Genomic DNA, 24,763 nt, shown 5'->3' with positions numbered 1-24,763 from the left:
GCACTTTTTTCCGGCGTAGCCCAAAACGCGCTGTCGTCAAGGGCATGGCCTTTAACAGTCCGATCTGGAGTTAAAATGTCCTCACGTAAAGAGCTTGCTAATGCTATTCGTGCGCTGAGCATGGACGCAGTACAGAAAGCCAAATCCGGCCACCCGGGCGCCCCTATGGGGATGGCTGATATCGCCGAAGTCCTGTGGCGCGATTTCCTGAACCACAACCCGCAGAACCCTTCCTGGGCTGACCGCGACCGTTTCGTGCTGTCTAATGGCCACGGCTCAATGCTGATCTATAGCCTGCTGCACCTCACTGGCTACGATCTGCCAATTGAAGAGCTGAAAAACTTCCGCCAGCTGCACTCCAAAACGCCAGGTCACCCGGAAGTGGGTTACACCGCAGGTGTAGAAACCACCACCGGCCCGCTGGGTCAGGGTATTGCTAACGCGGTGGGTATGGCGATTGCCGAGAAAACCCTGGCCGCGCAGTTCAACCGTCCAGGTCATGACATTGTTGACCACTTCACCTACGCATTCATGGGCGACGGCTGCATGATGGAAGGCATTTCTCACGAAGTGTGCTCCCTGGCAGGTACCCTGAAGCTGGGCAAACTGGTTGCGTTCTATGACGACAACGGCATCTCCATCGACGGTCACGTTGAAGGCTGGTTCACTGACGACACCGCGAAGCGTTTCGAAGCTTACGGCTGGCACGTTGTGCGTGGCGTTGACGGTCACGATGCTGACTCGATTAAACGTGCAGTAGAAGAAGCGCGCGCAGTGACGGACAAGCCGTCACTGCTGATGTGCAAAACCATCATTGGTTTCGGTTCTCCAAACAAAGCGGGTACCCACGATTCCCACGGTGCGCCACTGGGCGACGCGGAAATCGCACTGACGCGCGAAGCGCTGGGCTGGAAATATCCTGCTTTCGAAATCCCATCTGAAATTTACGCGCAGTGGGATGCTAAAGAAGTGGGTCAGGCGAAAGAATCCGCATGGAACGAGAAGTTCGCTGCCTATGCGAAAGCCTTCCCACAGGAAGCGGCTGAATTTACCCGTCGTATGAAGGGTGACATGCCGTCTGACTTCGACGCCAAAGCGAACGAGTTCATTGCTAAACTGCAGGCGAACCCATCCAAAATCGCCAGCCGTAAAGCCTCTCAGAATGCGATTGAAGCGTTCGGTCCGCTGCTGCCAGAATTCCTGGGCGGCTCCGCTGACCTGGCGCCATCTAACCTGACAATCTGGTCTGGTTCTAAAGCAATCAACGAAGACACTGCCGGTAACTACATCCACTACGGTGTGCGTGAATTCGGTATGACTGCGATTGCGAACGGTATCTCCCTGCACGGTGGTTTCCTGCCGTACACCTCTACCTTCCTGATGTTTGTCGAGTACGCGCGTAACGCCGTGCGTATGGCTGCGCTGATGAAACAGCGTCAGGTGATGGTCTACACCCACGACTCCATCGGTCTGGGCGAAGATGGTCCAACTCACCAGCCGGTAGAGCAGGTGGCTTCCCTGCGCGTGACGCCAAACATGAGCACATGGCGTCCATGTGACCAGGTTGAGTCCGCCGTGGCGTGGAAATACGGTGTTGAGCGTCAGGACGGCCCAACCGCACTGATCCTCTCCCGTCAGAACCTGGCACAGCAGGAGCGTACTCCAGAGCAGCTGGCGAACATCGCCCGTGGTGGTTACGTGCTGAAAGATTGCGCGGGTCAGCCAGAGCTGATCTTCATCGCGACCGGTTCTGAAGTTGAGCTGGCTGTTGCCGCATGGGAAAAACTGTCTGCCGAAGGCGTTAAAGCGCGCGTGGTTTCCATGCCGTCTACCGATGCGTTCGACAAGCAGGATGCCGCCTACCGCGAATCCGTACTGCCTAAAGCCGTTACCGCGCGCGTGGCAGTAGAAGCAGGTATCGCTGACTACTGGTTCAAATATGTGGGCCTGAACGGCGCCATCGTCGGCATGACCACCTTCGGTGAATCTGCTCCGGCAGAGCTGCTGTTCGAAGAGTTCGGCTTCACCGTTGAAAACGTTGTCGCGAAAGCAAAAGAACTGCTGTAATTGTTTGTAGGGGAGGGGCGCGAGCCCCTGTCCATGCTCTCACTGAGAAGAGGGCGCAAACACCCTAAACGGTAACCTTTGGGTTACCGTTTTGTTTTTTTCACGCTATCCGCCTTATATGTCCACTATTCCTCAAACATGTAACGTTCCTGTGAATTATTCCATCCAAAATGTGACGCAAGTCATATAGCGCGCTTATTGCTCTGGACAGACATTCCTTTTATTCCCTGATTCGCTTATTCTAGCTGAAGCGTTTCAGTCGATTAAATGTTCGACAATTGACCAATCAATCGCAGTTTGTGACAGCAAGGATTCCCCTTCGGGCGTAGCTGGATTACTCTTTCAGCCACCTCAAACTCAGGGATAGCTTTGCAGGAGATCTATGACCGTACGCGTAGCGATTAATGGCTTCGGTCGCATCGGGCGTAACGTGGTTCGTGCTTTATATGAATCCGGGCGTCGGGCGGAAATAACCGTGGTGGCTATCAACGAACTGGCGGATGCTGCGGGCATGGCGCATTTGTTGAAATATGACACCAGCCACGGACGCTTTGCCTGGGATGTTCGCCAGGAAAGAGATCAGCTGTTTGTCGGCGACGATGCCATCCGCGTGCTGCATGAGAGCAGTATTGCCGGGCTACCGTGGCGTGAACTGGGTGTGGATATCGTACTTGACTGTACTGGCGTATACGGTAACCGCGAGCATGGCGAAGCGCATCTGACAGCAGGTGCGAAAAAAGTCCTGTTTTCCCATCCTGGCAGCAACGACCTCGACGCGACCGTCGTATTTGGCGTGAATCAGCATGAGCTGCAAGCCGAACACCGCATTGTTTCCAACGCCTCCTGTACCACCAACTGCATTATTCCGGTCATCAAACTGTTAGACGATGCGTATGGCATTGAATCCGGCACCGTAACCACGATTCATTCAGCGATGCACGATCAGCAGGTGATTGACGCCTATCATCCGGACTTACGACGCACGCGAGCCGCGAGCCAGTCAATCATTCCGGTGGACACAAAACTGGCGGCAGGTATCACCCGTTTTTTCCCGCAGTTTAACGATCGTTTTGAAGCAATTGCCGTACGTGTACCGACGATTAACGTCACCGCAATTGACCTGAGCGTGACGGTGAAAAAACCGGTAAAAGCCTGTGAAGTCAACCTGTTGCTGCAAAAAGCGGCACAGGGGGCATTTCATGGTATAGTTGACTATACGGAATTACCGTTGGTCTCAGTAGATTTTAACCACGACCCGCACAGCGCCATTGTCGATGGCACTCAAACGCGCGTCAGTGGCGCACACCTTATCAAGACGCTGGTCTGGTGTGATAACGAATGGGGCTTTGCTAACCGAATGCTCGACACCACGTTAGCAATGGCCGCTCAAGGTTTCAGGTAAGACGCATCGTGCGTCTGCAAAACTTTAAGAATCAACGAGAGGATTCACCATGTCTGTAATTAAGATGACCGATCTGGATCTGGCTGGTAAACGCGTTTTCATCCGTGCTGATCTGAACGTACCGGTTAAAGATGGCAAAGTGACCAGCGACGCGCGTATCCGTGCATCTCTGCCAACCATCGAACTGGCTCTGAAGCAGGGCGCTAAAGTGATGGTGACCTCCCACCTGGGTCGTCCAACTGAAGGCGAGTACAATGAAGAGTTCTCTCTGCTGCCAGTTGTTAATTACCTGAAAGACAAACTGTCCAACCCGGTTCGCCTGGTAAAAGATTACCTGGACGGCGTAGACATCGCTGCCGGTGAACTGGTTGTTCTGGAAAACGTTCGCTTCAACAAAGGCGAAAAGAAAGACGACGAAGCGCTGTCCAAAAAATACGCTGCACTGTGTGACGTATTCGTGATGGACGCCTTCGGTACTGCTCACCGTGCGCAGGCTTCAACCCACGGTATCGGTAAATTCGCAGACGTCGCGTGTGCCGGTCCTCTGCTGGCTGCTGAGCTGGACGCACTGGGTAAAGCGCTGAAAGAACCTGCTCGTCCAATGGTTGCAATCGTTGGTGGTTCTAAAGTTTCTACCAAACTGACCGTACTGGATTCGCTGTCTAAAATCGCTGACCAGCTGATCGTTGGTGGTGGTATCGCGAACACCTTCGTGGCGGCACAAGGCCATAACGTCGGTAAATCCCTGTACGAAGCGGATCTGGTTGACGAAGCAAAACGTCTGCTGACCACCTGCGATATCCCGGTTCCAACGGATGTTCGCGTCGCGACTGAGTTCTCTGAAACAGCGGCTGCGACCCTGAAATCTGTTAACGACATCAAAGATGATGAGCAGATTTTGGACCTGGGCGACGTTTCTGCACAGAAACTGGCTGAAATCCTGAAAAACGCAAAAACTATCCTGTGGAATGGTCCTGTTGGCGTGTTCGAATTCCCGAACTTCCGCAAAGGTACTGAAATCGTTGCTAACGCTATCGCAGACAGCGAAGCGTTCTCTATCGCAGGCGGCGGTGATACGCTGGCAGCAATCGACCTGTTCGGTATTTCTGACAAGATCTCCTACATCTCCACTGGTGGCGGCGCATTCCTCGAGTTCGTGGAAGGCAAAGTACTGCCAGCAGTAGCAATGCTCGAAGAGCGCGCTAAGAAGTAAGCCATTCAAGGGCAGGGAAACCTGCCCAATTTTCAGCGCGCTTTAAGAGCTCGCACCTTTTCTAACGGCCGAAGATACAGGACTAAGCAACATGTCTAAAATTTTTGATTTCGTAAAACCTGGCGTGATCACTGGTGATGACGTTCAGAAAGTGTTCCAGGTAGCTAAAGAAAACAACTTCGCTCTGCCAGCAGTTAACTGCGTTGGTACCGACTCCATTAACGCCGTACTGGAAGCTGCTGCAAAAGTTAAAGCACCGGTTATCGTTCAGTTCTCTAACGGTGGCGCAGCATTCATCGCTGGTAAAGGCGTGAAAACTGACGTTCCTCAGGGCGCGGCAATCCTGGGCGCAATCTCTGGTGCGCACCATGTACACCAGATGGCTGAACACTACGGTGTTCCGGTTATCCTGCACACTGACCACTGCGCGAAGAAACTGCTGCCGTGGATCGACGGTCTGCTGGACGCGGGTGAAAAACACTTCGCAGCGACCGGTAAGCCACTGTTCTCTTCTCACATGATCGACCTGTCTGAAGAGTCCCTGCACGAAAACATCGAAATCTGCTCTAAGTACCTGGCGCGCATGGCCAAAATGGACATGACCCTGGAAATCGAACTGGGTTGCACCGGTGGTGAAGAAGACGGCGTGGACAACAGCCACATGGACGCTTCTGCACTGTACACCCAGCCAGAAGACGTTGATTACGCTTACACCGAGCTGAGCAAAATCAGCCCACGCTTCACCATCGCAGCGTCCTTCGGTAACGTACACGGCGTTTACAAACCAGGTAACGTGGTTCTGACCCCAACTATCCTGCGTGATTCTCAGGAATACGTTTCTAAGAAACACAACCTGCCGCACAACAGCCTGAACTTCGTCTTCCACGGCGGTTCCGGTTCTTCTGCTCAGGAAATCAAAGACTCCGTAAGCTACGGCGTAGTGAAAATGAACATCGATACCGACACCCAGTGGGCAACATGGGACGGTATCCTGCAATACTACAAAACGAACGAAGCTTACCTGCAGGGCCAGCTGGGCAACCCGAAAGGCGAAGACCAGCCGAACAAGAAATACTACGATCCACGTGTATGGCTGCGTGCTGCGCAGACTTCCATGGTGGCACGTCTGGAGCAGGCTTTCAAAGAACTGAACGCGGTTGACGTTCTGTAATTTAAGCTGCTCATAGCATCAGAAGGCCCGCGAATGCGGGCCTTTTTTTATGCTTTTTCAATGGTCTGCCCGGTCCGTTTATGTGATCTGTTTGGCAAAACCGGTCCTTTTTGTTTACCCTTTACTGACCTGCCTGTCTCCATGGGGGATGGATTTTGTGTTTTTGGGATAACAAAAGGAAGACTAAATGGAACAACTCGATGTTGTAGACAGCATCAATAATGCCGGTAACTGGCTGGTGCGCAACCAGGCGCTGCTGCTGAGCTATGCCGTTAACATCGTCGCGGCGATTGCCATCATCATTGTCGGGATGATCGTGGCGCGTATCGTATCAAACGCCGTAAACCGCGTGATGCTGGCGCGTCACATTGACGCTACTGTGGCTGACTTCCTCTCTGCACTGGTGCGCTACGGTATTATTGCCTTTACGCTGATTGCTGCACTGGGGCGTGTTGGCGTACAGACTGCCTCGGTGATTGCTGTTCTCGGTGCCGCCGGTCTGGCCATTGGTCTGGCACTGCAGGGGTCGCTCTCGAACCTGGCTGCGGGTGTGTTGCTGGTAACCTTCCGTCCGTTCCGCTCTGGCGAGTACGTTGACCTGGGCGGTATTGCCGGTACCGTACTGCAGGTGCAGATTTTCTCAACCACTCTGCGAACTGTTGATGGCCGTATCGTGGTGGTACCGAACGGGAAAATTATCGCGGGCAACATCATTAACTTCTCCCGCGAGCCGGTGCGTCGTAACGAGCTGATTATCAGCGTGGCGTATGACTCTGATATCGATCAGGTGAAATCGCTGATCGCCAATATCATTGCCTCCGACGATCGTATTCTGAAAGATAAAGAGCAGACCGTTCGCCTGAACGAGTTGGGGGCATCCTCCATCAACTTTGTCGTGCGCATCTGGAGCAAAAGCAGCGATCTGCAAAACGTTTACTGGGATGTTCTGGAACGTATCAAACGTGATTTTGATGCCAACGGGATCAGCTTCCCGTATCCACAGATGGACGTGAACCTTAAACGCGAGAAAGAAGCCGAGTAATCCTCTTCCTCAGGAGGCCCGGTGAGCGGCAACGCCACCGGGCCTTTTTATTAGCAATACTAATCACCAATTAATATTATCAATTTCCTCTAATAAGGTTCTCGCAGTATAGTCAGCTCCCAGGACAACTTGCTGAGAATTTATTCATGTTATCTTATTATTTTCAAGGCCTTGCATTAGGCGCGGCCATGATCCTTCCCCTTGGCCCGCAAAACGCGTTCGTGATGAACCAGGGCATTCGCCGTCAGTATCATCTCATGATTGCTCTGCTGTGCGCGGTGAGTGATTTGCTGCTGATCTGCGCCGGAATCTTTGGCGGCAGTGCACTGCTGATGCAGTCTCCCTGGCTTCTGGCGCTGGTGACCTGGGGTGGGGTAGCGTTCCTGCTGTGGTATGGGTTTGGGGCGCTGAAAACGGCAATGAGCAGCAATCTCGAACTGGCGAGCGCCGAGGTCATGAAGCAGGGCCGCTGGAAGATTATCGTCACCATGCTGGCGGTCACCTGGCTCAACCCGCACGTTTATCTGGATACCTTTGTGGTGCTGGGCAGCCTGGGTGGGCAGCTCGACGTTGAGCCAAAACGCTGGTTTGCCCTGGGTACCGTCAGCGCCTCATTCCTGTGGTTCTTCGGTCTCGCGATTCTGGCGGCATGGCTGGCCCCGCGTCTGCGTACCGCTAAAGCCCAGCGGATCATCAACACGCTGGTGGGCGTGGTGATGTGGTTTATCGCCTTTCAGCTGGCAAAAGAGGGGATTCATCATGTTCAGGAATTGCTCAACTAAGCGTTGTCTTATGGACAACTGAGCGAGAGCCGCTAAGCTTGCTGGCATGCGCCCTGTTGTTGGGCACTCTTCGCAACATGGAGGAATGACAGTGAAGTTTAAAGTGATGGCCCTGGCGGCATTAGTGAGTTTAGGTGCGGTGTCGGTGCAGGCAAGTGAATTGCCTGATGGCCCGCACATCGTCACTTCAGGCACCGCAAGCGTGGATGCGGTACCCGATGTTGCAACGCTGGCAATTGAAGTGAACGTGGCCGCGAAAGATGCCGCTTCTGCCAAGAAGCAGGCTGACGATCGTGTTGCGCAATATCTCTCTTTCCTGGAGCAGAACGGTGTCGCTAAAAAAGACATCAGCTCTGCCAACCTGCGTACCCAGCCTGATTACGACTACCAGAACGGTAAAAGCATCCTGAAAGGCTACCGTGCCGTGCGCACCGTTGAAGTGACCGTGCGTCAGCTCGATAAACTGAACTCGCTGCTGGATGGCGCGCTGAAAGCGGGTCTGAACGAAATTCGTTCCGTCTCACTGGGCGTTGCGCAACCGGAAAAATACAAAGACCAGGCGCGTAAAGCCGCCATTGATGATGCAATCCATCAGGCGCAACAGCTGGCGTCCGGGTTCAACAGTAAGCTCGGTCCGGTATACAGTGTGCGTTACCACGTCTCAAATTATCAGCCAAGCCCGATGGTACGGATGATGAAGGCCGACGCGGCGCCGGTGTCTGCTCAGGAAACTTATGAGCAGCCGACGATTCAGTTCGACGATCAGGTTGATGTGGTGTTCCAGCTGCAGCCGACCCAAAGTCAGCAGACTGAGCCGGCAAAAGCGCAGTAATCTGTCTTCACAATTCCCCTCTCCCGTCAGGAGAGGGGAATTGTTCCTTAATCCTGTCTCAACACCTTATGCCCATACGCCAGCAGCGCGTCGGTGACGTTGCGCATCATGCGGCTTTCTGGCGCAAAACGGTGCCAGTAGAGCATCCGGCGCTGATACAGCCCCGGCGTTAAGTCAATCAGCTCACCGCTTTTCAACTCTTTCTCTATCTGCAGGTGCGGGATCATACAGCATGTCGTGCCCTGACGTGCGAGCTGCACAAACGCTTCAGACGAGTTCACGATATGACATGGCACGCTGCCCGGCGGCAGATCGAAGTTTTGCTGCAGGAAGGCCTGATGCATATCGTCCAGATGGTCGAACGCCACCGCAGGGGCTTTCAGCAGCGCGGCGCGGGTGACGCCGTTCGGGAAGTAGCGCTCGGCAAACGCTTTTGAGCCGACAAACAGGTAGTCCAGTGCGCCCAACTGATCGACAAGACAGCTCGGCAGCGCCTGAGGCTGGATACTGACCGCCCCAACCACTTCACCGCGACGCAGGCGCTCCTGCGTACGGGTTTCATCTTCAACCTGCAGATTCAGGCGAATCGGGGAGTCCGCTAACACCGGCGCAAGGGCCGGCAACAGCCAGGTTGCCAGACTGTCGGCGTTCACCGCCAGCGAGAGCAGCAGCGGCGTTGAGCCGGTCTGTTCGTCGCCCAGCCACTCATCTTCGAGCAGTTCAACCTGGCGCAGCAGGGCGAGGAGCTTTTGTCCTTGCTCCGTTGGACGCGGTGGAACAGTACGTACCAGCAGAGGCTGCCCGAACATGTTCTCCAGCTGCTTGATGCGTTGTGATACGGCGGACTGAGTGATACAAAGCTTTTGCGCTGCGCGCTCAAAACCGCGTTCACGAATAACTGCATCAAGTGCCTGTAGTGTTCTGTAGTCCGGACGTTTCATTGCTCTGGCTGACTCCTTAATTTTGCTTAATCTGCACTATGACACAATTTTCCCTTCGTGGCAGACGAAATCCACCCGACGTGTTCTATAATGCGGCCTACGTTTTCACACCACAGGCTAAACGATCATGACGCAGGATGAACTGAAAAAAGCAGTAGGATGGGCCGCTCTCCAGTATGTGCAACCGGGTACCATTGTCGGTGTTGGTACGGGCTCGACGGCGGCACACTTTATCGATGCGCTGGGCACGATGAAAGGGCAGATCGAGGGCGCAGTTTCCAGCTCCGACGCTTCCACGGAAAAGCTGAAAAGCCTTGGCATCACCGTTTTCGATCTGAATGAAGTTGACCGTCTTGGCATCTACGTTGATGGCGCGGATGAAATCAACGGCCATATGCAGATGATCAAAGGCGGTGGTGCGGCGCTGACGCGTGAAAAAATCATCGCCTCCGTGGCGGATAAATTCATCTGTATCGCCGATGCGTCAAAGCAGGTTGATATCCTGGGTAAATTCCCGCTGCCGGTAGAAGTGATCCCAATGGCGCGTAGCGCTGTGGCGCGTGAACTGGTGAAACTGGGTGGACGCCCGGAATATCGTCAGGGCGTCATCACTGACAACGGCAACGTGATCCTCGACGTTCACGGTCTGGAAATTCTCGACGCCATTGCGCTGGAAAATGCCATTAACGGTATTCCAGGCGTAGTGACTGTAGGGTTATTCGCCAACCGTGGCGCGGATGTCGCGCTGATCGGCACGGCAGATGGCGTGCAAACCATCGTAAAATGATCTGATGGGGGGAGCCCTCCCCCCGCTAAAAAAATTTTGAAAAGCTAAATTCGGTGACTTGTGTCACGCTTTTTACCTCTCGTTTGCCGATCCTGCCGCATTCGCAAATTTCTACAGCATTTTCCTCTGTCATTTTGCTCTGTATGACTTTTCTTCAGAGTGCCGACGCAAACGTTCATATTGCTGCAATAGTTTTTTTTGATATGTTGGCTACAGCGGATTTTAATCCAGCACAACATCAGTTCAGACAAAAACAGGGTCGGGTAAGGTAAATGGCAAAGGTATCACTGGAGAAAGACAAGATTAAATTCCTGCTGGTTGAGGGCGTGCATCAGAAAGCGCTTGATAGCCTTCGTGCAGCAGGTTACACCAACATCGAATTTCACAAAGGCGCGCTGGACACCGAAGAGCTGAAAGCGTCCATCCGTGATGCCCATTTCATTGGCCTGCGATCCCGTACCCAACTGACTGAAGACGTGATTGCCGCGGCGGAAAAGTTGGTTGCCATCGGCTGTTTCTGCATCGGTACCAACCAGGTTGATCTGAATGCCGCCGCAAAACGCGGTGTGCCTGTCTTTAACGCCCCGTTCTCCAACACCCGTTCCGTGGCGGAGTTAGTGATTGGCGAGTTGCTGCTGTTGCTGCGTGGTATTCCGGAAGCTAACGCCAAAGCGCACCGCGGCGTGTGGAACAAACTGGCTGCGGGTTCATACGAAGCCCGTGGTAAAAAACTCGGTATCATCGGCTATGGTCACATCGGTACTCAGCTGGGGATCCTGGCTGAATCCCTGGGGATGCATGTCTATTTTTATGATATCGAAAGCAAACTGCCGCTGGGCAACGCCACTCAGGTTCAACACCTCTCTGACCTGCTGAACATGAGCGACGTGGTCAGCCTGCACGTGCCGGAAAATGCGTCGACGAAGAACATGATGGGTGCTGAGGAACTGGCGCTGATGAAGCCGGGGTCACTGCTGATCAACGCCGCGCGCGGTACGGTTGTCGATATTCCGGCGCTGTGCGATGCGCTGAAGCGTAAGCATCTGGCGGGGGCGGCAATCGACGTCTTCCCGACTGAGCCTGCTACCAACAGCGATCCGTTCACCTCTCCGCTGTGCGAATTCGACAACGTGATCCTGACGCCGCACATCGGCGGCTCGACGCAGGAAGCGCAGGAAAATATCGGTCTGGAAGTCGCGGGCAAGCTGAGCAAATACTCCGACAACGGTTCTACGCTCTCTGCTGTGAACTTCCCGGAAGTGTCTCTGCCGTTGCACGGTGGCCGTCGTCTGCTGCACATCCATGAAAACCGTCCGGGCGTGCTGACTGCAATCAACCAGATCTTTGCCGAGCAGAGCGTCAACATTGCCGCGCAGTATCTGCAAACGAACTCTCAGATGGGTTACGTGGTAATTGATATTGAAGCGGACGAAGATGTAGCGGAAAAAGCGCTGCAGAGCATGAAGGCCATTCCGGGTACCATTCGCGCCCGTCTGCTGTACTGATTCTGTTTCTGTGAGCATAAAGCCGGGTCGCTACCCGGCTTTATTTTACCAGCGCCAGGTTTTGCCCGGCGTCACTACCGCAGGCAGCGGAATATCCCACTTCTCTATCGGCAAGGCTTCCACGCCCTGACAGTCATGTGCGTACCCCACAGGCTGTAAATGATACTGCTGCCAGTTTTGCAGCGTCCTGTCATAAAAACCGCCCCCCATCCCTAAGCGCTGACCCTGCTCATCAAACGCCACCAGCGGCGTGATCAGTACATCCAGTTCTGAGAGGGGGAGGACGTCGCGGACGTCGAGTTTTGGTTCGGTGATTTTCAGACGATTCACCACCAGTTCGCTGTGCGGATGGTAGTGTAAAAACAGCAGATTTCCCTGGCTAAACGGATGCAGCACCGGCAGGTACACTCTCTTCCCGGCGCGCCACAGCTGTTCGATCAGCGGTTGAGTATCCAGCTCGCCATCAAACGAGAGGAACAGGGCGACGGTACGCGCCATCACAACAGGGGGATAGGCCATCATACGGGCTGCGCCTTGCTGGGCAAACTGTGCTTGCTGTTCGGGAGTTAACGCACGACGGCGTTGACGCATGAGCTGACGGATGTCCTGGCGTGAGGAAGAGACTTCAGGGAGTTGGGTCATGGTAGTCGGTAGAAGAAAAAGAGAGGGAATCTCCGAGATGCCGCCGCAGGCTGTAACCCTTGAACCCTTGGTTCAAGGTGAATGTGTCGTCATAGTTTTAAGGCTTCTCGGACGAACCGAGCATGCTCACCAACCATGGAGCGCCACATTCTTGTGGTATGAAATATCGGCTCAGGGGACTGGCCCGCTTGCGAACATCTCAGAGAAATTTTGTCTTCACAGTTACTCTACCATAGTCAACTGAGAAGTGTTATTCAAACTTTGGTCCCGGTCTTTCGGGATTGCGACCTTGATCAAGCAATGCCTGTTCTATGGTCTGCTGGAGCATTTTAATGCGCTGCTCCATGCTTGCCGCGTAATCGCGGGTCTTCGCTTTTTCCTGAGTCAGTTCATAACTGATGTTCAACGCGGCGATGAAAACCAGCTGCTCAGTATTTGTGACTCTAGTGCGTTCTTTGAGATCTTGCAACCGCTGATTCAAATCGTCCGCAGCCTGATTCAAGGCATCCCTTTGTTCAGGCGGACAATTCACTCGCAGTGAACGGCCAAAAATCTGGAGATCGACGGGTTGTGCAGACATGCCACCTTCCTGCTGATTGACTGCGCTGCCTTCGCTTACTGCCCCGGGGGCTGCGAAGGGGCGACACTATAGCTACCCTGATGTGAAGATACAAGCCCTTTTCTGGTATCACCAGGGTCCAAAGTGGTAGCATATCATGAATATTCCTCCCAACGATGACGAATGCGCATGTCTATACAGAACGAAATGCCTGGTTACAAGGATTTAAACCAGTTACTGAACCAGCAGGGAGTCGGTTTAACCTCTGCGGAAATGCACGGTCTGATCAGTGGCATGCTGTGCGGCGGAAACAGCGACAGCTCATGGCAGCCGCTGATCCACGACCTGACGAACGAAGGGCTGGCGTTTGGTCACGAGCTGGCGGAAGCCGTGCGTAAAATGCACTCCGCGATCAGCGATTCGCTGGAAGACGATGGCTTCCTTTTTCAGCTTTATCTGCCTGAAGGTGATGACGTCAGCGTCTTCGATCGTGCCGATGCGCTCGCAGGTTGGGTCAACCACTACCTGTTGGGGCTGGGCGTCACGCAGCCGAAACTCGATAAAGTGACCGGCGAAGCGGGTGAGGCGATCGACGATCTGCGTAACATTGCGCAGTTGGGCTACGATGAAGACGAAGACCAGGAAGAGCTGGAAATGTCTCTCGAAGAGATCATCGAATACGTTCGCGTTGCTGCTTTGCTGTGCCACGACCACTTTACGCGTTCGCAGCCGACCGCGCCGGAAGTCCGCAAGCCAACCTTACATTAAGAAAAATAACGCACAGGAGGGTGTCATGGTTATCTCAAATCAAGAGTATTCGCGCCGTCGTCAGGCGCTGCTGGCCAATATGCAGCCGGGCAGCGCCGCGCTGATTTTTGCTGCGCCAGAAGTGACGCGCAGCGCCGACAGCGAATACCCCTATCGCCAGAGCAGCGATTTCTGGTACTTCACCGGCTTCAACGAGCCGGAAGCGGTACTGGTGCTGATTAAGAGTAATGACACCCACAACCACAGCGTGATTTTTAACCGCGTACGCGATCTCACTGCGGAAATCTGGTTTGGCCGTCGCTTAGGGCAAGAGGCTGCGCCAGAGAAGCTGGGGGTGGATCGGGCGCTGGCATTCAGTGAAATCAACCAGCAGCTCTATCAACTGCTGAATGGCCTGGATGTGCTTTACCACGCGCAGGGCGAGTATGCGTATGCCGATGAGATTGTCTTTACCGCTCTGGATAAACTGCGCAAAGGTTCGAGGCAGAATCTGTCCGCCCCGGCCACCCTGACGGACTGGCGTCCGGTGGTGCATGAGATGCGTCTGTTCAAATCGCCGGCAGAGCTGGACGTGATGCGCCGCGCGGGTGAAATCAGCGCGCTGGCGCACACCCGCGCCATGGAGAAATGCCGCCCGGGAATGTTTGAATACCAGCTGGAAGGGGAAATTCATCACGAATTTAACCGCCACGGCGCGCGTTATCCTTCTTACAACACCATTGTCGGTGGCGGTGAAAACGGCTGCATTCTGCACTACACCGAAAACGAAAGTGCGCTGCGCGATGGCGATCTGGTGTTGATTGACGCCGGATGCGAATTCCAGGGGTATGCGGGCGATATTACCCGTACGTTCCCGGTGAACGGTAAATTCACCCCCGCACAGCGCGCGGTGTATGACATCGTCCTCGAATCGCTCGAGACGGCGCTCAGGCTGTACCGTCCGGGCACGTCTATTCAGGAAGTGACCGGCGAAGTGGTGCGCATCATGATCACCGGTCTGGTGAAGCTCGGTATCCTGAAAGGCGACGTGGATACCCTGATTACCGAGAACGCGCATCGTCCGTACTTTATGCACGGCCTGAGCCACTGGCTGGGGCTGGATGTGCATGACGTGGGAGCATACGGTGCCGATCGTTCCCGCGTGCTTGAGCCAGGCATGGTATTAACCGTTGAGCCGGGGCTGTATATCGCGCCGGATGCCGACGTGCCGGAAGCATACCGTGGGATTGGCATTCGTATCGAAGACGATATCGTCATTACCGAAACCGGCAACGAAAACCTGACCGCCAGCGTCGTGAAAAATGCTGACGATATCGAGGCGCTGATGGCAGCGGCACGCGTATGAGCGTGATTATCGTTGGCGGCGGGATGACCGGAGCCACGCTGGCACTGGCCATCTCGCATTTTACGCAGGGAAAACTGCCGGTGCATCTGGTGGAGGCCGTTGCGCCAGAGGCCTCTGATCACCCCGGTTTTGATGCCCGCGCCATTGCACTGGCGCAGGGTACCTGTCAGCAACTCTCACGCATTGGCATCTGGCAGGCGATAGCCGACTGCGCGACGGCGATTAACACCGTTCACGTCAGCGATCGCGGTCATGCCGGTTTCGTTACCCTGGATGCGCATGATTACCGTATAGATGCGCTGGGCCGGGTCGTGGAGCTGCACGACGTCGGGTTACGCCTGTTCCGCCTGCTTAAGGATGCGCCAGGCGTGACCCTGCATTGCCCGGCGCGTGTGGCCAGCTTTAGCCGCAGTGACGCGTCGGTCAACGTGGTGCTGGAAAACGGTACCGTCCTTGAAGGCCAGCTTCTGGTAGCGGCAAACGGTTCGCGCTCTTCGCTCGGCACGCAGTGCGGCGTGGAGTGGCGACAACAGCCCTACGGGCAGGTGGCCGTCATTGCTAACGTTTCGACAGCGGGCGCTCACAACGGCCGCGCTTTTGAGCGTTTCACCCAGCATGGCCCGCTGGCGATGCTGCCCATGTCCCACGATCGCAGTTCGTTGGTGTGGTGCCATCCGCAGGACAACGCGGCTGAGATACAAACCTGGTCTGACGAACGTTTTTGTACCGAGCTGCAAAAAGCCTTTGGCTGGCGGCTGGGACGTATTACCCACGCGGGAAAGCGGAGCGTATACCCGTTGTCGCTGACCACCGCCTCGCAGTCTATCTCCCATCGCATGGCGCTGGTCGGCAATGCCGCGCAGACATTGCATCCCATCGCCGGGCAGGGGTTTAACCTCGGGCTTCGCGACGTGATGAGCCTGGCAGAAACGCTTTCACAGGCGTGGAGCGAGCAAAAAGACTGTGGTGCCTGGTCGGTGCTCAGCCATTACCAGAAGCGACGCCGGGCAGATAAAGAGGCGACGATTGGTGTGACGGATGGTCTGGTGCACCTGTTTGCCAATCGCTGGGCACCCCTGGTTGCAGGCCGCAATCTTGGGCTAATGGCGATGGAATTATTCATTCCGGCACGTGACGTGCTGGCGCAGCGGACTCTTGGTTGGGTCGCGCGTTAAGGAGTTATCACCGTGCAAAATGTTGATGTCGCCATCGTTGGCGGCGGAATGGTAGGACTGGCGCTGGCCTGTGGTTTACAGGGCAGCGGCCTGCGCGTTGCGGTACTGGAGCAAAACGTGCCTCAGCCTGTCGCGCAGGACGCGCCGCCAGGACTGCGCGTCTCGGCAATCAATGCGGCCAGTGAAAAATTGCTGACGCACCTTGGCGTCTGGTCAGATATCGTGGCGCAGCGTGCCAGTTGTTATCACGGCATGGAAGTGTGGGACAAAGACAGCTTTGGTCATATCGCGTTTGATGATGAAAGCATGGGCTACAGCCATCTGGGACACATCATCGAAAATGCCGTTATTCACCATGCGTTGTGGCAAAAAGCGCAGTCCTGCAGCGATGTCACGCTGCTGGCACCGGCGCAAATCCAGCAGGTCGCCTGGGGAGAAAACGACGCGTTTATCACCCTGCAAAGCGGTGACATGCTGACCGCGCGACTGGTTGTGGGCGCTGACGGTGCCAACTCCTGGCTGCGTAACAAGGCGGATATTCCGCTGACGTTCTGGGACTATCGCCATCATGCTCTGGTGGCAACGATTCGCACTGAAGAGCCGCACGGTGGGGTGGCGCGCCAAATCTTCCACAATGACGGCATTCTGGCATTCCTGCCGTTGAGCGATCCGCACCTATGTTCGATTGTCTGGTCTCTGGTTCCTGATAAAGCGCAACAGATGCAGGAAGCGACTCCCGAGGCATTCAACCAGGCGCTGTGCGTCGCGTTTGATAACCGTCTTGGGCTATGCACCCTTGAGAGCGAGCGGCTGGTGTTCCCGTTAACCGGACGCTATGCGCGTCAGTTTGCGGCGCACCGTCTGGCGCTGGTGGGTGACGCGGCGCATACGATCCACCCGCTGGCCGGGCAGGGCGTGAACCTTGGCTTTATGGACGCGGCAGAGCTGGTAGAAGAGTTGCGTCGCCTGCATCGCGAAGGCAAAGATATCGGCCAGCATCTCTATCTGCGTCGCTACGAACGCAGCCGTAAGCACAGTGCAGCGGTGATGCTGGCAGGCATGCAGGGTTTCCGTGAGCTGTTTGCCGGCGCGAATCCAGCGAAAAAACTGCTGCGCGACCTCGGCCTTAAACTTGCCGATACCCTTCCGGGCGTAAAACCTCAACTCCTTCGCCAGGCGATGGGTCTTAACGACCTGCCGGACTGGCTGCGCTAATATAGACCCCCGTCACACTTTGTTTTCCCGGCCTCTGCGCCGGGGAAATTCACTCGTTTGAAATAATCTAATTTCACCGCATTTTTCGCATTAGAAAATCTAATCTTACTGTTTTTATGTTACGGAAATTCCGCCCGTTTTTCCGCATGAAATATCACCATCTGCTAAATCCTGTTAGAGCAATGTTAATTTTATGCGGGTTTAATCGCAGTTTGCCAGTGAATAACTCTGTAAGCTTTTTCGTGTTTTTAGGTCATAAGCTAATGTGATGACCCGTTTTACCTTATGGTTAATCGCCGGTTTCGGTGGTAAGTTCAGGTAAAAGAGAACGTTTGCGTCGGGGTCCAGAAAGCGATCGCGGCGCCGGGTTTCGTGGCACTGTTCAGGTGTGCGAAACGCAAGACAGCCCTGCTTATTCAACGAGGAAAAGATGGCTCAACAGACTCCTTTGTACGAACAACACGTGTTATGCGGCGCACGCATGGTGGACTTCCATGGCTGGATGATGCCGCTGCACTACGGCTCGCAGATTGATGAGCACCACGCGGTGCGCACCGATGCCGGTATGTTCGACGTGTCACACATGACGATTGTCGACCTGCATGGCAGCCGCACCCGGGAGTTTTTACGTTATCTGCTGGCAAACGACGTCGCCAAACTGAAGACGCCAGGCAAAGCGCTCTACACCGGCATGCTGAATGCCTCCGGCGGCGTAATTGATGACCTCATCGTCTATTACTTCTCTGAAGATTTCTTCCGCCTCGTTGTAAACTCCGCCACCCGCGAAAAAGACCTCTCCTGGATTACCCAACACGCTGAACCTTACGCCATCGACATCACCGTCCGCGATGATCTGTCGCTGATCGCCGTACAGGGGCCGAACGCGCAGTCTAAAGCCGCCTCTCTGTTCAGCGATGAGCAGCGTAAAGCCACCGACGGCATGAAGCCGTTCTTCGGCGTACAGGCGGGCGATCTGTTTATCGCGACCACCGGCTACACCGGTGAAGCGGGCTATGAAATTGCCATGCCGAATGAGAAAGCCGCCGATTTCTGGCGTGCGCTGGTGGAAGCTGGCGTTAAGCCGGCAGGTCTGGGCGCGCGCGATACGCTGCGTCTGGAAGCCGGTATGAACCTCTACGGGCAAGAGATGGATGAAGGCGTGTCACCGCTGGCGGCCAACATGGGCTGGACCATCGCCTGGGAACCGGCTGACCGTGAGTTTATTGGCCGTGAAGCGCTGGAAATGCAGCGTGAAAAGGGCACTGAACAGCTGGTAGGCCTGGTGATGACCGAGAAAGGCGTGCTGCGCGGCGAGCTGCCGGTGCGTTTTACAGATGCTGACGGCAACCCGCGTGAAGGCGTGATCACCAGCGGTACCTTCTCCCCGACGCTGGGCTACAGTATTGCACTGGCGCGTGTTCCGGCGGGCATTGGCGAAACGGCAGTGGTGCAAATCCGCAACCGTGAAATGCCGGTCAACGTGACCAAACCGATTTTTGTTCGCGCCGGTAAGCCGGTCGCCTAATCATTTTTATCAGGAGAACTTCAATGAGCAATGTGCCAGCAGAACTGAAATACAGCAAAGAACATGAGTGGCTGCGCAAAGAGGCGGACGGCACTTACACCGTAGGGATCACCGAGCATGCGCAGGAGCTGCTGGGCGACATGGTGTTTGTCGACCTGCCTGAAGTCGGCGCATCCGTGGAAGCAGGCGATGACTGCGCCGTGGCCGAGTCCGTTAAAGCGGCTTCTGATATCTACGCCCCGGTAAGCGGTGAAATTGTTGCCGTGAACGACGCCCTGAGCGACTCCCCGGAGCTGGTGAACAGCGAGCCTTATGAAGGCGGCTGGATCTTCAAGATCAAAGCCAGCGACGAATCGCAGGTCACCGCGCTGCTGGATGCCACCGCGTACGAAGCGCTGTTAGAAAACGAGTAAGCCTTAACCCTCTCCCCTTTGGGGGAGGGTAGGGTGAGGGGAACAGACGACACCCTCACCCCAGCCCTTTCCCTCAGGGAGAGGGAGAAAACACATTCACTGCACGTTTCAGGAACCATCGCTCATGACACAGACTTTAAGCCAGCTTGAAAACCGTGGCGCCTTCATTGAACGTCACATTGGGCCGGATGCTCAGCAACAGCAGGAGATGCTGAAGACAGTTGGCGCGGATTCATTAAATGCACTGATCGGCCAGATTGTGCCAAAAGACATCCAGCTTGCCACGCCGCCTCAGGTGGGTGAAGCCACCACTGAATTCGCCGCTCTGGCGGAGCTGAAGGCGATTGCCGGCCTGAACAAGCGCTATAAGTCTTACATTGGCATGGGCTACACCAACGTGCAGTTACCTCCGGTTATTCTGCGTAATATGCTGGAAAACCCGGGCTGGTACACCGCCTACACCCCGTATCAGCCAGAAGTTTCTCAGGGCCGTCTGGAAGCGCTGCTGAACTTCCAGCAGGTTACGCTGGATTTGACCGGCCTGGATATCGCGTCCGCTTCACTGCTGGATGAAGCCACCGCCGCCGCCGAAGCAATGGCAATGGCGAAGCGCGTGAGCAAACTGAAAAATGCCAACCGCTTCTTCGTGGCAGCGGACGTGCATCCGCAAACGCTTGATGTGGTTCGTACCCGTGCCGAAACCTTTGGTTTTGACGTGATTGTCGACGACGCCGACAAAGTCCTCGATCATCAGGATGTGTTTGGCGTGCTGCTGCAACAGGTCGGCACCACCGGCGACGTTCACGACTACAGCGCACTGATTGCTGAGCTGAAAGCCCGCAAAGTGGTTGTCAGCGTCGCGGCTGATTTTATGGCGCTGGTCCTGCTGACGGCTCCAGGTAAACAGGGCGCGGACATTGTTTTCGGTTCTGCACAACGCTTTGGTGTCCCGATGGGCTACGGTGGCCCACATGCGGCGTTCTTTGCCGCAAAAGATGAATTCAAACGTTCTATGCCTGGCCGTATCATCGGCGTTTCAAAAGATGCCGCCGGTAACACCGCGCTGCGCATGGCAATGCAGACTCGCGAGCAGCATATTCGTCGCGAGAAAGCGAACTCCAACATCTGTACCTCGCAGGTCCTGCTGGCCAATATCGCCAGCCTGTACGCTGTCTTCCACGGTCCGGTTGGCCTGAAACGCATTGCCAGCCGTATTCACCGTCTGGCGGATATTCTGGCCTGCGGTCTGCAGCAGAAAGGCCTGAAACTGCGCCACGCCCATTACTTTGACACGCTGTGCGTTGAAGTGGCTGACAAAGCCGCGGTGCTGGCTCGTGCTGACGCGGCAGAGATCAACCTGCGTAGCGACATCCATAACGCGGTAGGCATTACCCTGGATGAAAGCACTACCCGCGAAGATATCGTAAACCTGTTTAACGTCTTGCTGGGCGATGTGCACGGCCTGGATATTGATACGCTCGATAAAGATGTCGCGCTCGACAGCCGCTCTATCCAGGAAAGCATGCTGCGTGATGATGCGATCCTGACTCACCCTGTGTTCAATCGCTACCACAGCGAAACCGAGATGATGCGCTATATGCACTCTCTGGAGCGCAAAGACCTGGCGCTGAACCAGGCGATGATCCCGCTGGGCTCCTGCACCATGAAGCTGAACGCTGCGGCAGAGATGATCCCAATCACCTGGCCTGAATTTTCCGAACTGCACCCGTTCTGCCCACCAGAGCAGGCGGAAGGTTACCATCTGATGATCAACCAGCTCTCCGACTGGCTGGTGAAGCTGACCGGTTACGATGCACTCTGCATGCAGCCAAACTCCGGGGCGCAGGGGGAATACGCGGGCCTGCTGGCAATTCGTCACTATCACGAAAGCCGCAATGAAGGGCATCGCGATATCTGCCTGATCCCAAGTTCTGCGCACGGCACCAACCCGGCGTCTGCCCAGATGGCGGGTATGGAAGTGGTGGTGGTGGCCTGCGACAAGAATGGCAACATTGACCTGGCCGATCTGCGTGCGAAAGCCGAGCAGGCGGGCGAAAAACTCTCCTGCATCATGGTGACCTACCCGTCCACCCACGGTGTGTACGAAGAGACCATCCGTGAAGTATGTGAAGTGGTCCATCAGTTCGGCGGTCAGGTTTATCTCGACGGTGCGAACATGAACGCACAGGTTGGCATTACCTCTCCGGGCTTTATCGGCGCGGATGTGTCGCACCTGAACCTGCACAAAACCTTCTGCATTCCGCACGGCGGTGGTGGTCCGGGTATGGGCCCAATCGGTGTGAAAGCACACCTGGCGCCGTTTGTCCCAGGCCACAGCGTAGTGCAGATTGAAGGCATGTTGACCCGTCAGGGCGCGGTCTCTGCGGCACCGTTCGGTAGCGCCTCAATCCTGCCCATCAGCTGGATGTATATCCGCATGATGGGCGCGGAAGGGCTGAAGCAGGCAAGCCAGGTGGCTATCCTCAATGCTAACTACATCGCAACGCGTCTGAAAGAAGCGTATCCGGTGCTCTACACGGGCCGTGATGGTCGCGTGGCGCACGAGTGCATCCTCGATATCCGTCCTTTGAAAGAAGAGACAGGTATCAGCGAACTGGATATTGCTAAGCGTCTGATTGACTACGGATTCCATGCGCCAACCATGTCGTTCCCGGTGGCGGGTACGCTGATGGTTGAACCCACCGAGTCTGAAAGCAAAGTTGAGCTGGACCGCTTTATTGACGCGATGCTGGCTATCCGCGCTGAAATCGACCGCGTGAAAGCCGGTGAGTGGACGCTGGCTGATAACCCGCTGGTTAACGCACCGCACACCCAGAATGAGCTGGTCTCCGGGTGGGAGCACGATTATACCCGTGAGCAGGCGGTGTTCCCGGCTGGCATAGCAAACAAATACTGGCCGACCGTGAAACGTCTCGATGACGTCTACGGTGACCGTAATCTGTTCTGCTCTTGTGTGCCAATGAGCGAATACCAGTAATCGTTCCACGGTTATAATGTGTACAGGCCGGGTCAGCGTTAACGCTACCCGGCTTTTTTTATAAGGAGACATAGATGGCAATTGCACTGGTCACCGGCGCCAGCCGCGGTATTGGTAAAGCCACCGCGCTGCAGCTGGCGCGCGAAGGCTACACCGTGGCGGTGAACTATCACCACAACATTAAAGCCGCGACGGACGTGATCACGATGATTACCGACGCGGGGGGGACTGCGTTTGCCGTGCGCGCAGATATCAGTGATGAAGCTCAGGTGCTGGCAATGTTCGACAGTATCGATCGTGAAGCCGGACCGCTTACCGCACTGGTGAACAACGCCGGGATCCTGTTTGAACAATCCACGATTGAACACCTCTCCGCTGAACGGATCAACCGCGTGTTAGCCACGAACGTGACCGGTTATTTCCTCTGCTGCCGCGAAGCGGTAAAACGCATGTCGTTCAGACATGGTGGCAAAGGCGGCGCGATCGTGAACGTGTCATCCGCGGCATCGCGCCTCGGTGCTCCGGGTGAATATGTGGATTACGCCGCGTCCAAAGGTGCTGTTGATTCGTTGACGACGGGATTGTCGCTGGAAGTGGCAGCGCAAGGGATCCGCGTAAACTGCGTACGTCCCGGGCTGATTTACACCGAGATTCATGCATCTGGCGGTGAGCCGGGCCGGGTGGATAGGGTCAAATCCATGCTGCCTATGCAGCGTGGCGGTCAGCCAGAAGAGGTGGCGCAGGCGATTGTCTGGCTGCTGAGCGAGAAAGCCTCGTATGTGACGGGAAGTTTTATTGAACTGGCGGGTGGGAAATAAACATCTCCTCTCCCCGTCGGGGAGAGGAGAAAAGCGTTAAAGCGTCTCGCCGTTGCTGGCAATCACGTCTTTGTACCAGTTAAAGCTCTTTTTCCGCGAGCGTGACATATCGCCGGTACCGTCGTCGTGCTTGTTCACATAAATAAAGCCGTAGCGCTTGCTGTACTGGCCGGTAGTGAACGACACGCAGTCGATGCAGCCCCACGGGGTATAACCCATCAGATCCACGCCATCATACGTGACGGCTTTCATCATCTCTTCCACGTGCGCACGCAGGTAGTCGATGCGGTAGTCATCGTTGATGCTGCCGTCTTCTTCTACTTTGTCGTAGGCGCCAAAGCCGTTTTCCACGATAAACAGCGGTTTCTGATAACGCTCGTACAGTTCGCACAGGGAATAGCGCAGACCCACCGGGTCAATCTGCCAGCCCCAGTCAGAGGCTTTCACATGCGGGTTCGGTACGCTGCCTTCAAAGCCTGAGATAGCATCGCCAGTACCGCCTTCCGCTTTCACGGCGTTGGTCATGTAATAGCTGAAGCCCAGATAGTCACAGGTGCCTTCACGCAGGATCTGCTCGTCACCCGCTTCCATATGGATGGTGAAGCCACGGCGTTCCCATTCATTAAGCACATAGGATGGGTAGTAACCGCGCAGCTGGACATCGGTAAAGACATAGCGTTCACGCATGGATTCCTGTGCAAACATCACGTCCTCTGGTTTACAGGAGAACGGATAGAGCGCCACCATTGCCAGCATACAACCGACTTTCATTTCCGGGTTAATACGACGCGCCGCTTTCACCGCCAGCGCGCTGGCAACGAACTGGTGGTGCAGCACCTGGTACATGGTCTCTTCCGGATTGTCATGCTCGGTATAAACCACGCCTGAGCAGCAGTAGCCAAACAGCGGCGCACGCCAGTTACGCTGGTTGTTGATCTCGTTAAAGGTCATCCAGTATTTGACCTTATTTTTGTAACGCTCAAACACCACTTCCGCGAAGCGCACAAAGAAATCCACCACTTTACGGTTGGTCCAGCCGCCGTACTCCTGCACCAGGTGGAGCGGCATTTCGAAGTGGGAGAGGGTGATGACCGGTTCAATATTGTATTTCAGCAGCTCATCGAACATGTCGTCGTAGAACTTCAGGCCTTCTTCATTCGGCTGTGTTTCATCTCCTTTCGGGAAGATGCGCGTCCAGGCGATAGAGGTGCGGAAACATTTGAAGCCCATCTCAGCAAACAGCTTGATGTCTTCTTTGTAATGGCCATGGAAGTCGATAGCTTCGTGGTTCGGATAGTATTTCCCCGGCACGACTTCCTGCGTGATTTCGCGCGGCACGCCGTGCGCACCGCCCGTTAAGACATCGCAGATGCTCGGCCCTTTACCGCCTTTGTTCCAGCCGCCTTCAACCTGGTGAGCGGCCACTGCACCGCCCCATAAAAAGTCTTTTGGTAGGGTAAGTTTTTTCATCGCTGCTATTCTCAGTAAATGACATATTGCGTTCGAGTCTAGCAAAGCGGAATTAAATGTCACGATATAACAATTCGCTGAAAATGTAATTTG

Annotated in this window: 21 protein-coding genes and 1 other RNA gene; 17 read left to right on the top strand and 5 right to left on the bottom strand. The window is 55.2% G+C overall.

Annotated elements, in window-relative coordinates; translation table 11 throughout:
• Nucleotides 1-75: 75 nt before the first annotated feature.
• From tkt to AM379_RS03785, 7 genes are all read left to right on the top strand, one after another.
• A complete protein-coding gene (gene tkt, locus AM379_RS03815) occupies nucleotides 76-2,067 on the top strand; it encodes a transketolase (protein ID WP_020883715.1) in 1,992 nt (663 codons plus the stop codon).
• 382 nt (nucleotides 2,068-2,449) lie between these two features.
• Nucleotides 2,450-3,469 carry an erythrose-4-phosphate dehydrogenase gene (epd, locus tag AM379_RS03810; RefSeq protein WP_014171537.1) on the top strand — a complete coding sequence of 340 codons (1,020 nt, stop codon included), beginning with the start codon at nucleotides 2,450-2,452 and terminating at the stop codon, nucleotides 3,467-3,469.
• A 49-nt stretch (nucleotides 3,470-3,518) separates the two neighbouring features.
• On the top strand, nucleotides 3,519-4,682 hold the full coding sequence (pgk, locus tag AM379_RS03805; protein ID WP_020883716.1) for a phosphoglycerate kinase: 1,164 nt from the start codon (nucleotides 3,519-3,521) through the stop codon (nucleotides 4,680-4,682).
• A gap of 91 nt (nucleotides 4,683-4,773) precedes the next feature.
• Entirely contained in the window at nucleotides 4,774-5,853 is a 1,080-nt protein-coding gene (gene fbaA / locus AM379_RS03800; RefSeq protein ID WP_014171535.1) for a class II fructose-bisphosphate aldolase, read from the top strand.
• A 187-nt stretch (nucleotides 5,854-6,040) separates the two neighbouring features.
• Nucleotides 6,041-6,895 carry a small-conductance mechanosensitive channel MscS gene (gene mscS, locus AM379_RS03795; protein WP_014171534.1) on the top strand — a complete coding sequence of 285 codons (855 nt, stop codon included), beginning with the start codon at nucleotides 6,041-6,043 and terminating at the stop codon, nucleotides 6,893-6,895.
• A 146-nt stretch (nucleotides 6,896-7,041) separates the two neighbouring features.
• Nucleotides 7,042-7,677: an arginine exporter ArgO gene (gene argO / locus AM379_RS03790; RefSeq protein WP_014171533.1), complete on the top strand. Its 636-nt coding sequence runs from the start codon at nucleotides 7,042-7,044 to the stop codon at nucleotides 7,675-7,677.
• A 91-nt stretch (nucleotides 7,678-7,768) separates the two neighbouring features.
• A complete protein-coding gene (locus tag AM379_RS03785; RefSeq protein WP_025203272.1) occupies nucleotides 7,769-8,509 on the top strand; it encodes an oxidative stress defense protein in 741 nt (246 codons plus the stop codon).
• A gap of 47 nt (nucleotides 8,510-8,556) precedes the next feature.
• Here the strand turns inward: AM379_RS03785 and argP are convergent, their stop codons facing one another.
• The gene (argP, locus tag AM379_RS03780) at nucleotides 8,557-9,450 is read right to left on the bottom strand and encodes a DNA-binding transcriptional regulator ArgP (RefSeq protein WP_008499727.1); all 894 of its coding nucleotides are present in this window, start codon (nucleotides 9,448-9,450) and stop codon (nucleotides 8,557-8,559) included.
• A gap of 127 nt (nucleotides 9,451-9,577) precedes the next feature.
• Here argP and rpiA point away from each other — a divergent pair, with 127 nt between their 5' ends.
• Nucleotides 9,578-10,237, top strand: coding sequence for a ribose-5-phosphate isomerase RpiA (gene rpiA / locus AM379_RS03775; protein WP_106503472.1), 660 nt, complete (start codon nucleotides 9,578-9,580; stop codon nucleotides 10,235-10,237).
• Nucleotides 10,238-10,509: 272 nt separating this feature from the next.
• Complete coding sequence (serA, locus tag AM379_RS03765) at nucleotides 10,510-11,742, top strand: phosphoglycerate dehydrogenase (RefSeq protein ID WP_014171529.1); 1,233 nt, start codon at nucleotides 10,510-10,512, stop codon at nucleotides 11,740-11,742.
• 45 nt (nucleotides 11,743-11,787) lie between these two features.
• On the opposite strand, the gene AM379_RS03760 is transcribed toward serA, so the two are convergent.
• The 3 genes from AM379_RS03760 to zapA form a co-directional block, all read right to left on the bottom strand.
• Nucleotides 11,788-12,384, bottom strand: coding sequence for a 5-formyltetrahydrofolate cyclo-ligase (locus tag AM379_RS03760; protein WP_047356720.1), 597 nt, complete (start codon nucleotides 12,382-12,384; stop codon nucleotides 11,788-11,790).
• 25 nt (nucleotides 12,385-12,409) lie between these two features.
• Nucleotides 12,410-12,593, bottom strand: a non-coding RNA gene (ssrS, locus tag AM379_RS03755) — 6S RNA.
• Nucleotides 12,594-12,634: 41 nt separating this feature from the next.
• Nucleotides 12,635-12,964: a cell division protein ZapA gene (gene zapA, locus AM379_RS03750; protein WP_006811891.1), complete on the bottom strand. Its 330-nt coding sequence runs from the start codon at nucleotides 12,962-12,964 to the stop codon at nucleotides 12,635-12,637.
• A gap of 168 nt (nucleotides 12,965-13,132) precedes the next feature.
• On the opposite strand from zapA, the gene AM379_RS03740 reads away from it, so the two are divergent.
• From AM379_RS03740 to AM379_RS03700, 8 genes are all read left to right on the top strand, one after another.
• A complete protein-coding gene (locus AM379_RS03740) occupies nucleotides 13,133-13,711 on the top strand; it encodes a YecA/YgfB family protein (RefSeq protein WP_025203274.1) in 579 nt (192 codons plus the stop codon).
• Between the two features lie 31 nt (nucleotides 13,712-13,742).
• Nucleotides 13,743-15,056 (top strand): Xaa-Pro aminopeptidase, encoded by a 1,314-nt coding sequence (gene pepP / locus AM379_RS03735; RefSeq protein ID WP_106504346.1) that lies wholly within the window; start codon nucleotides 13,743-13,745, stop codon nucleotides 15,054-15,056.
• Nucleotides 15,053-16,231 (top strand): 2-octaprenyl-6-methoxyphenyl hydroxylase, encoded by a 1,179-nt coding sequence (ubiH, locus tag AM379_RS03730; protein WP_049023380.1) that lies wholly within the window; start codon nucleotides 15,053-15,055, stop codon nucleotides 16,229-16,231. The genes pepP and ubiH overlap by 4 nt, the downstream gene beginning before the upstream one ends.
• A 12-nt stretch (nucleotides 16,232-16,243) precedes the next feature.
• A complete protein-coding gene (gene ubiI, locus AM379_RS03725; protein ID WP_049023379.1) occupies nucleotides 16,244-17,446 on the top strand; it encodes an FAD-dependent 2-octaprenylphenol hydroxylase in 1,203 nt (400 codons plus the stop codon).
• 430 nt (nucleotides 17,447-17,876) lie between these two features.
• Nucleotides 17,877-18,971, top strand: coding sequence for a glycine cleavage system aminomethyltransferase GcvT (gene gcvT, locus AM379_RS03715; protein WP_020883724.1), 1,095 nt, complete (start codon nucleotides 17,877-17,879; stop codon nucleotides 18,969-18,971).
• A gap of 23 nt (nucleotides 18,972-18,994) precedes the next feature.
• Nucleotides 18,995-19,384, top strand: a complete 390-nt coding sequence (gcvH, locus tag AM379_RS03710; protein WP_020883725.1) for a glycine cleavage system protein GcvH — start codon at nucleotides 18,995-18,997, stop codon at nucleotides 19,382-19,384.
• 124 nt (nucleotides 19,385-19,508) lie between these two features.
• On the top strand, nucleotides 19,509-22,382 hold the full coding sequence (gene gcvP / locus AM379_RS03705) for an aminomethyl-transferring glycine dehydrogenase (protein WP_032678926.1): 2,874 nt from the start codon (nucleotides 19,509-19,511) through the stop codon (nucleotides 22,380-22,382).
• A gap of 74 nt (nucleotides 22,383-22,456) precedes the next feature.
• Entirely contained in the window at nucleotides 22,457-23,200 is a 744-nt protein-coding gene (locus AM379_RS03700; RefSeq protein WP_025203278.1) for an SDR family oxidoreductase, read from the top strand.
• Between the two features lie 36 nt (nucleotides 23,201-23,236).
• Here AM379_RS03700 and bglA read toward each other — a convergent pair whose 3' ends face one another.
• Nucleotides 23,237-24,670, bottom strand: a complete 1,434-nt coding sequence (gene bglA, locus AM379_RS03695) for a 6-phospho-beta-glucosidase BglA (protein WP_032678925.1) — start codon at nucleotides 24,668-24,670, stop codon at nucleotides 23,237-23,239.
• Nucleotides 24,671-24,763 lie beyond the last annotated feature (93 nt).

Origin of the sequence: Enterobacter cloacae complex sp. FDA-CDC-AR_0132 (genome assembly GCF_003010695.1) — a bacterium.
GTDB lineage: Bacteria > Pseudomonadota > Gammaproteobacteria > Enterobacterales > Enterobacteriaceae > Enterobacter > Enterobacter ludwigii.
The sequence above is the reverse complement of the archived record's forward strand: the minus strand, read 5'-3'. Positions and strand labels throughout refer to the sequence as shown.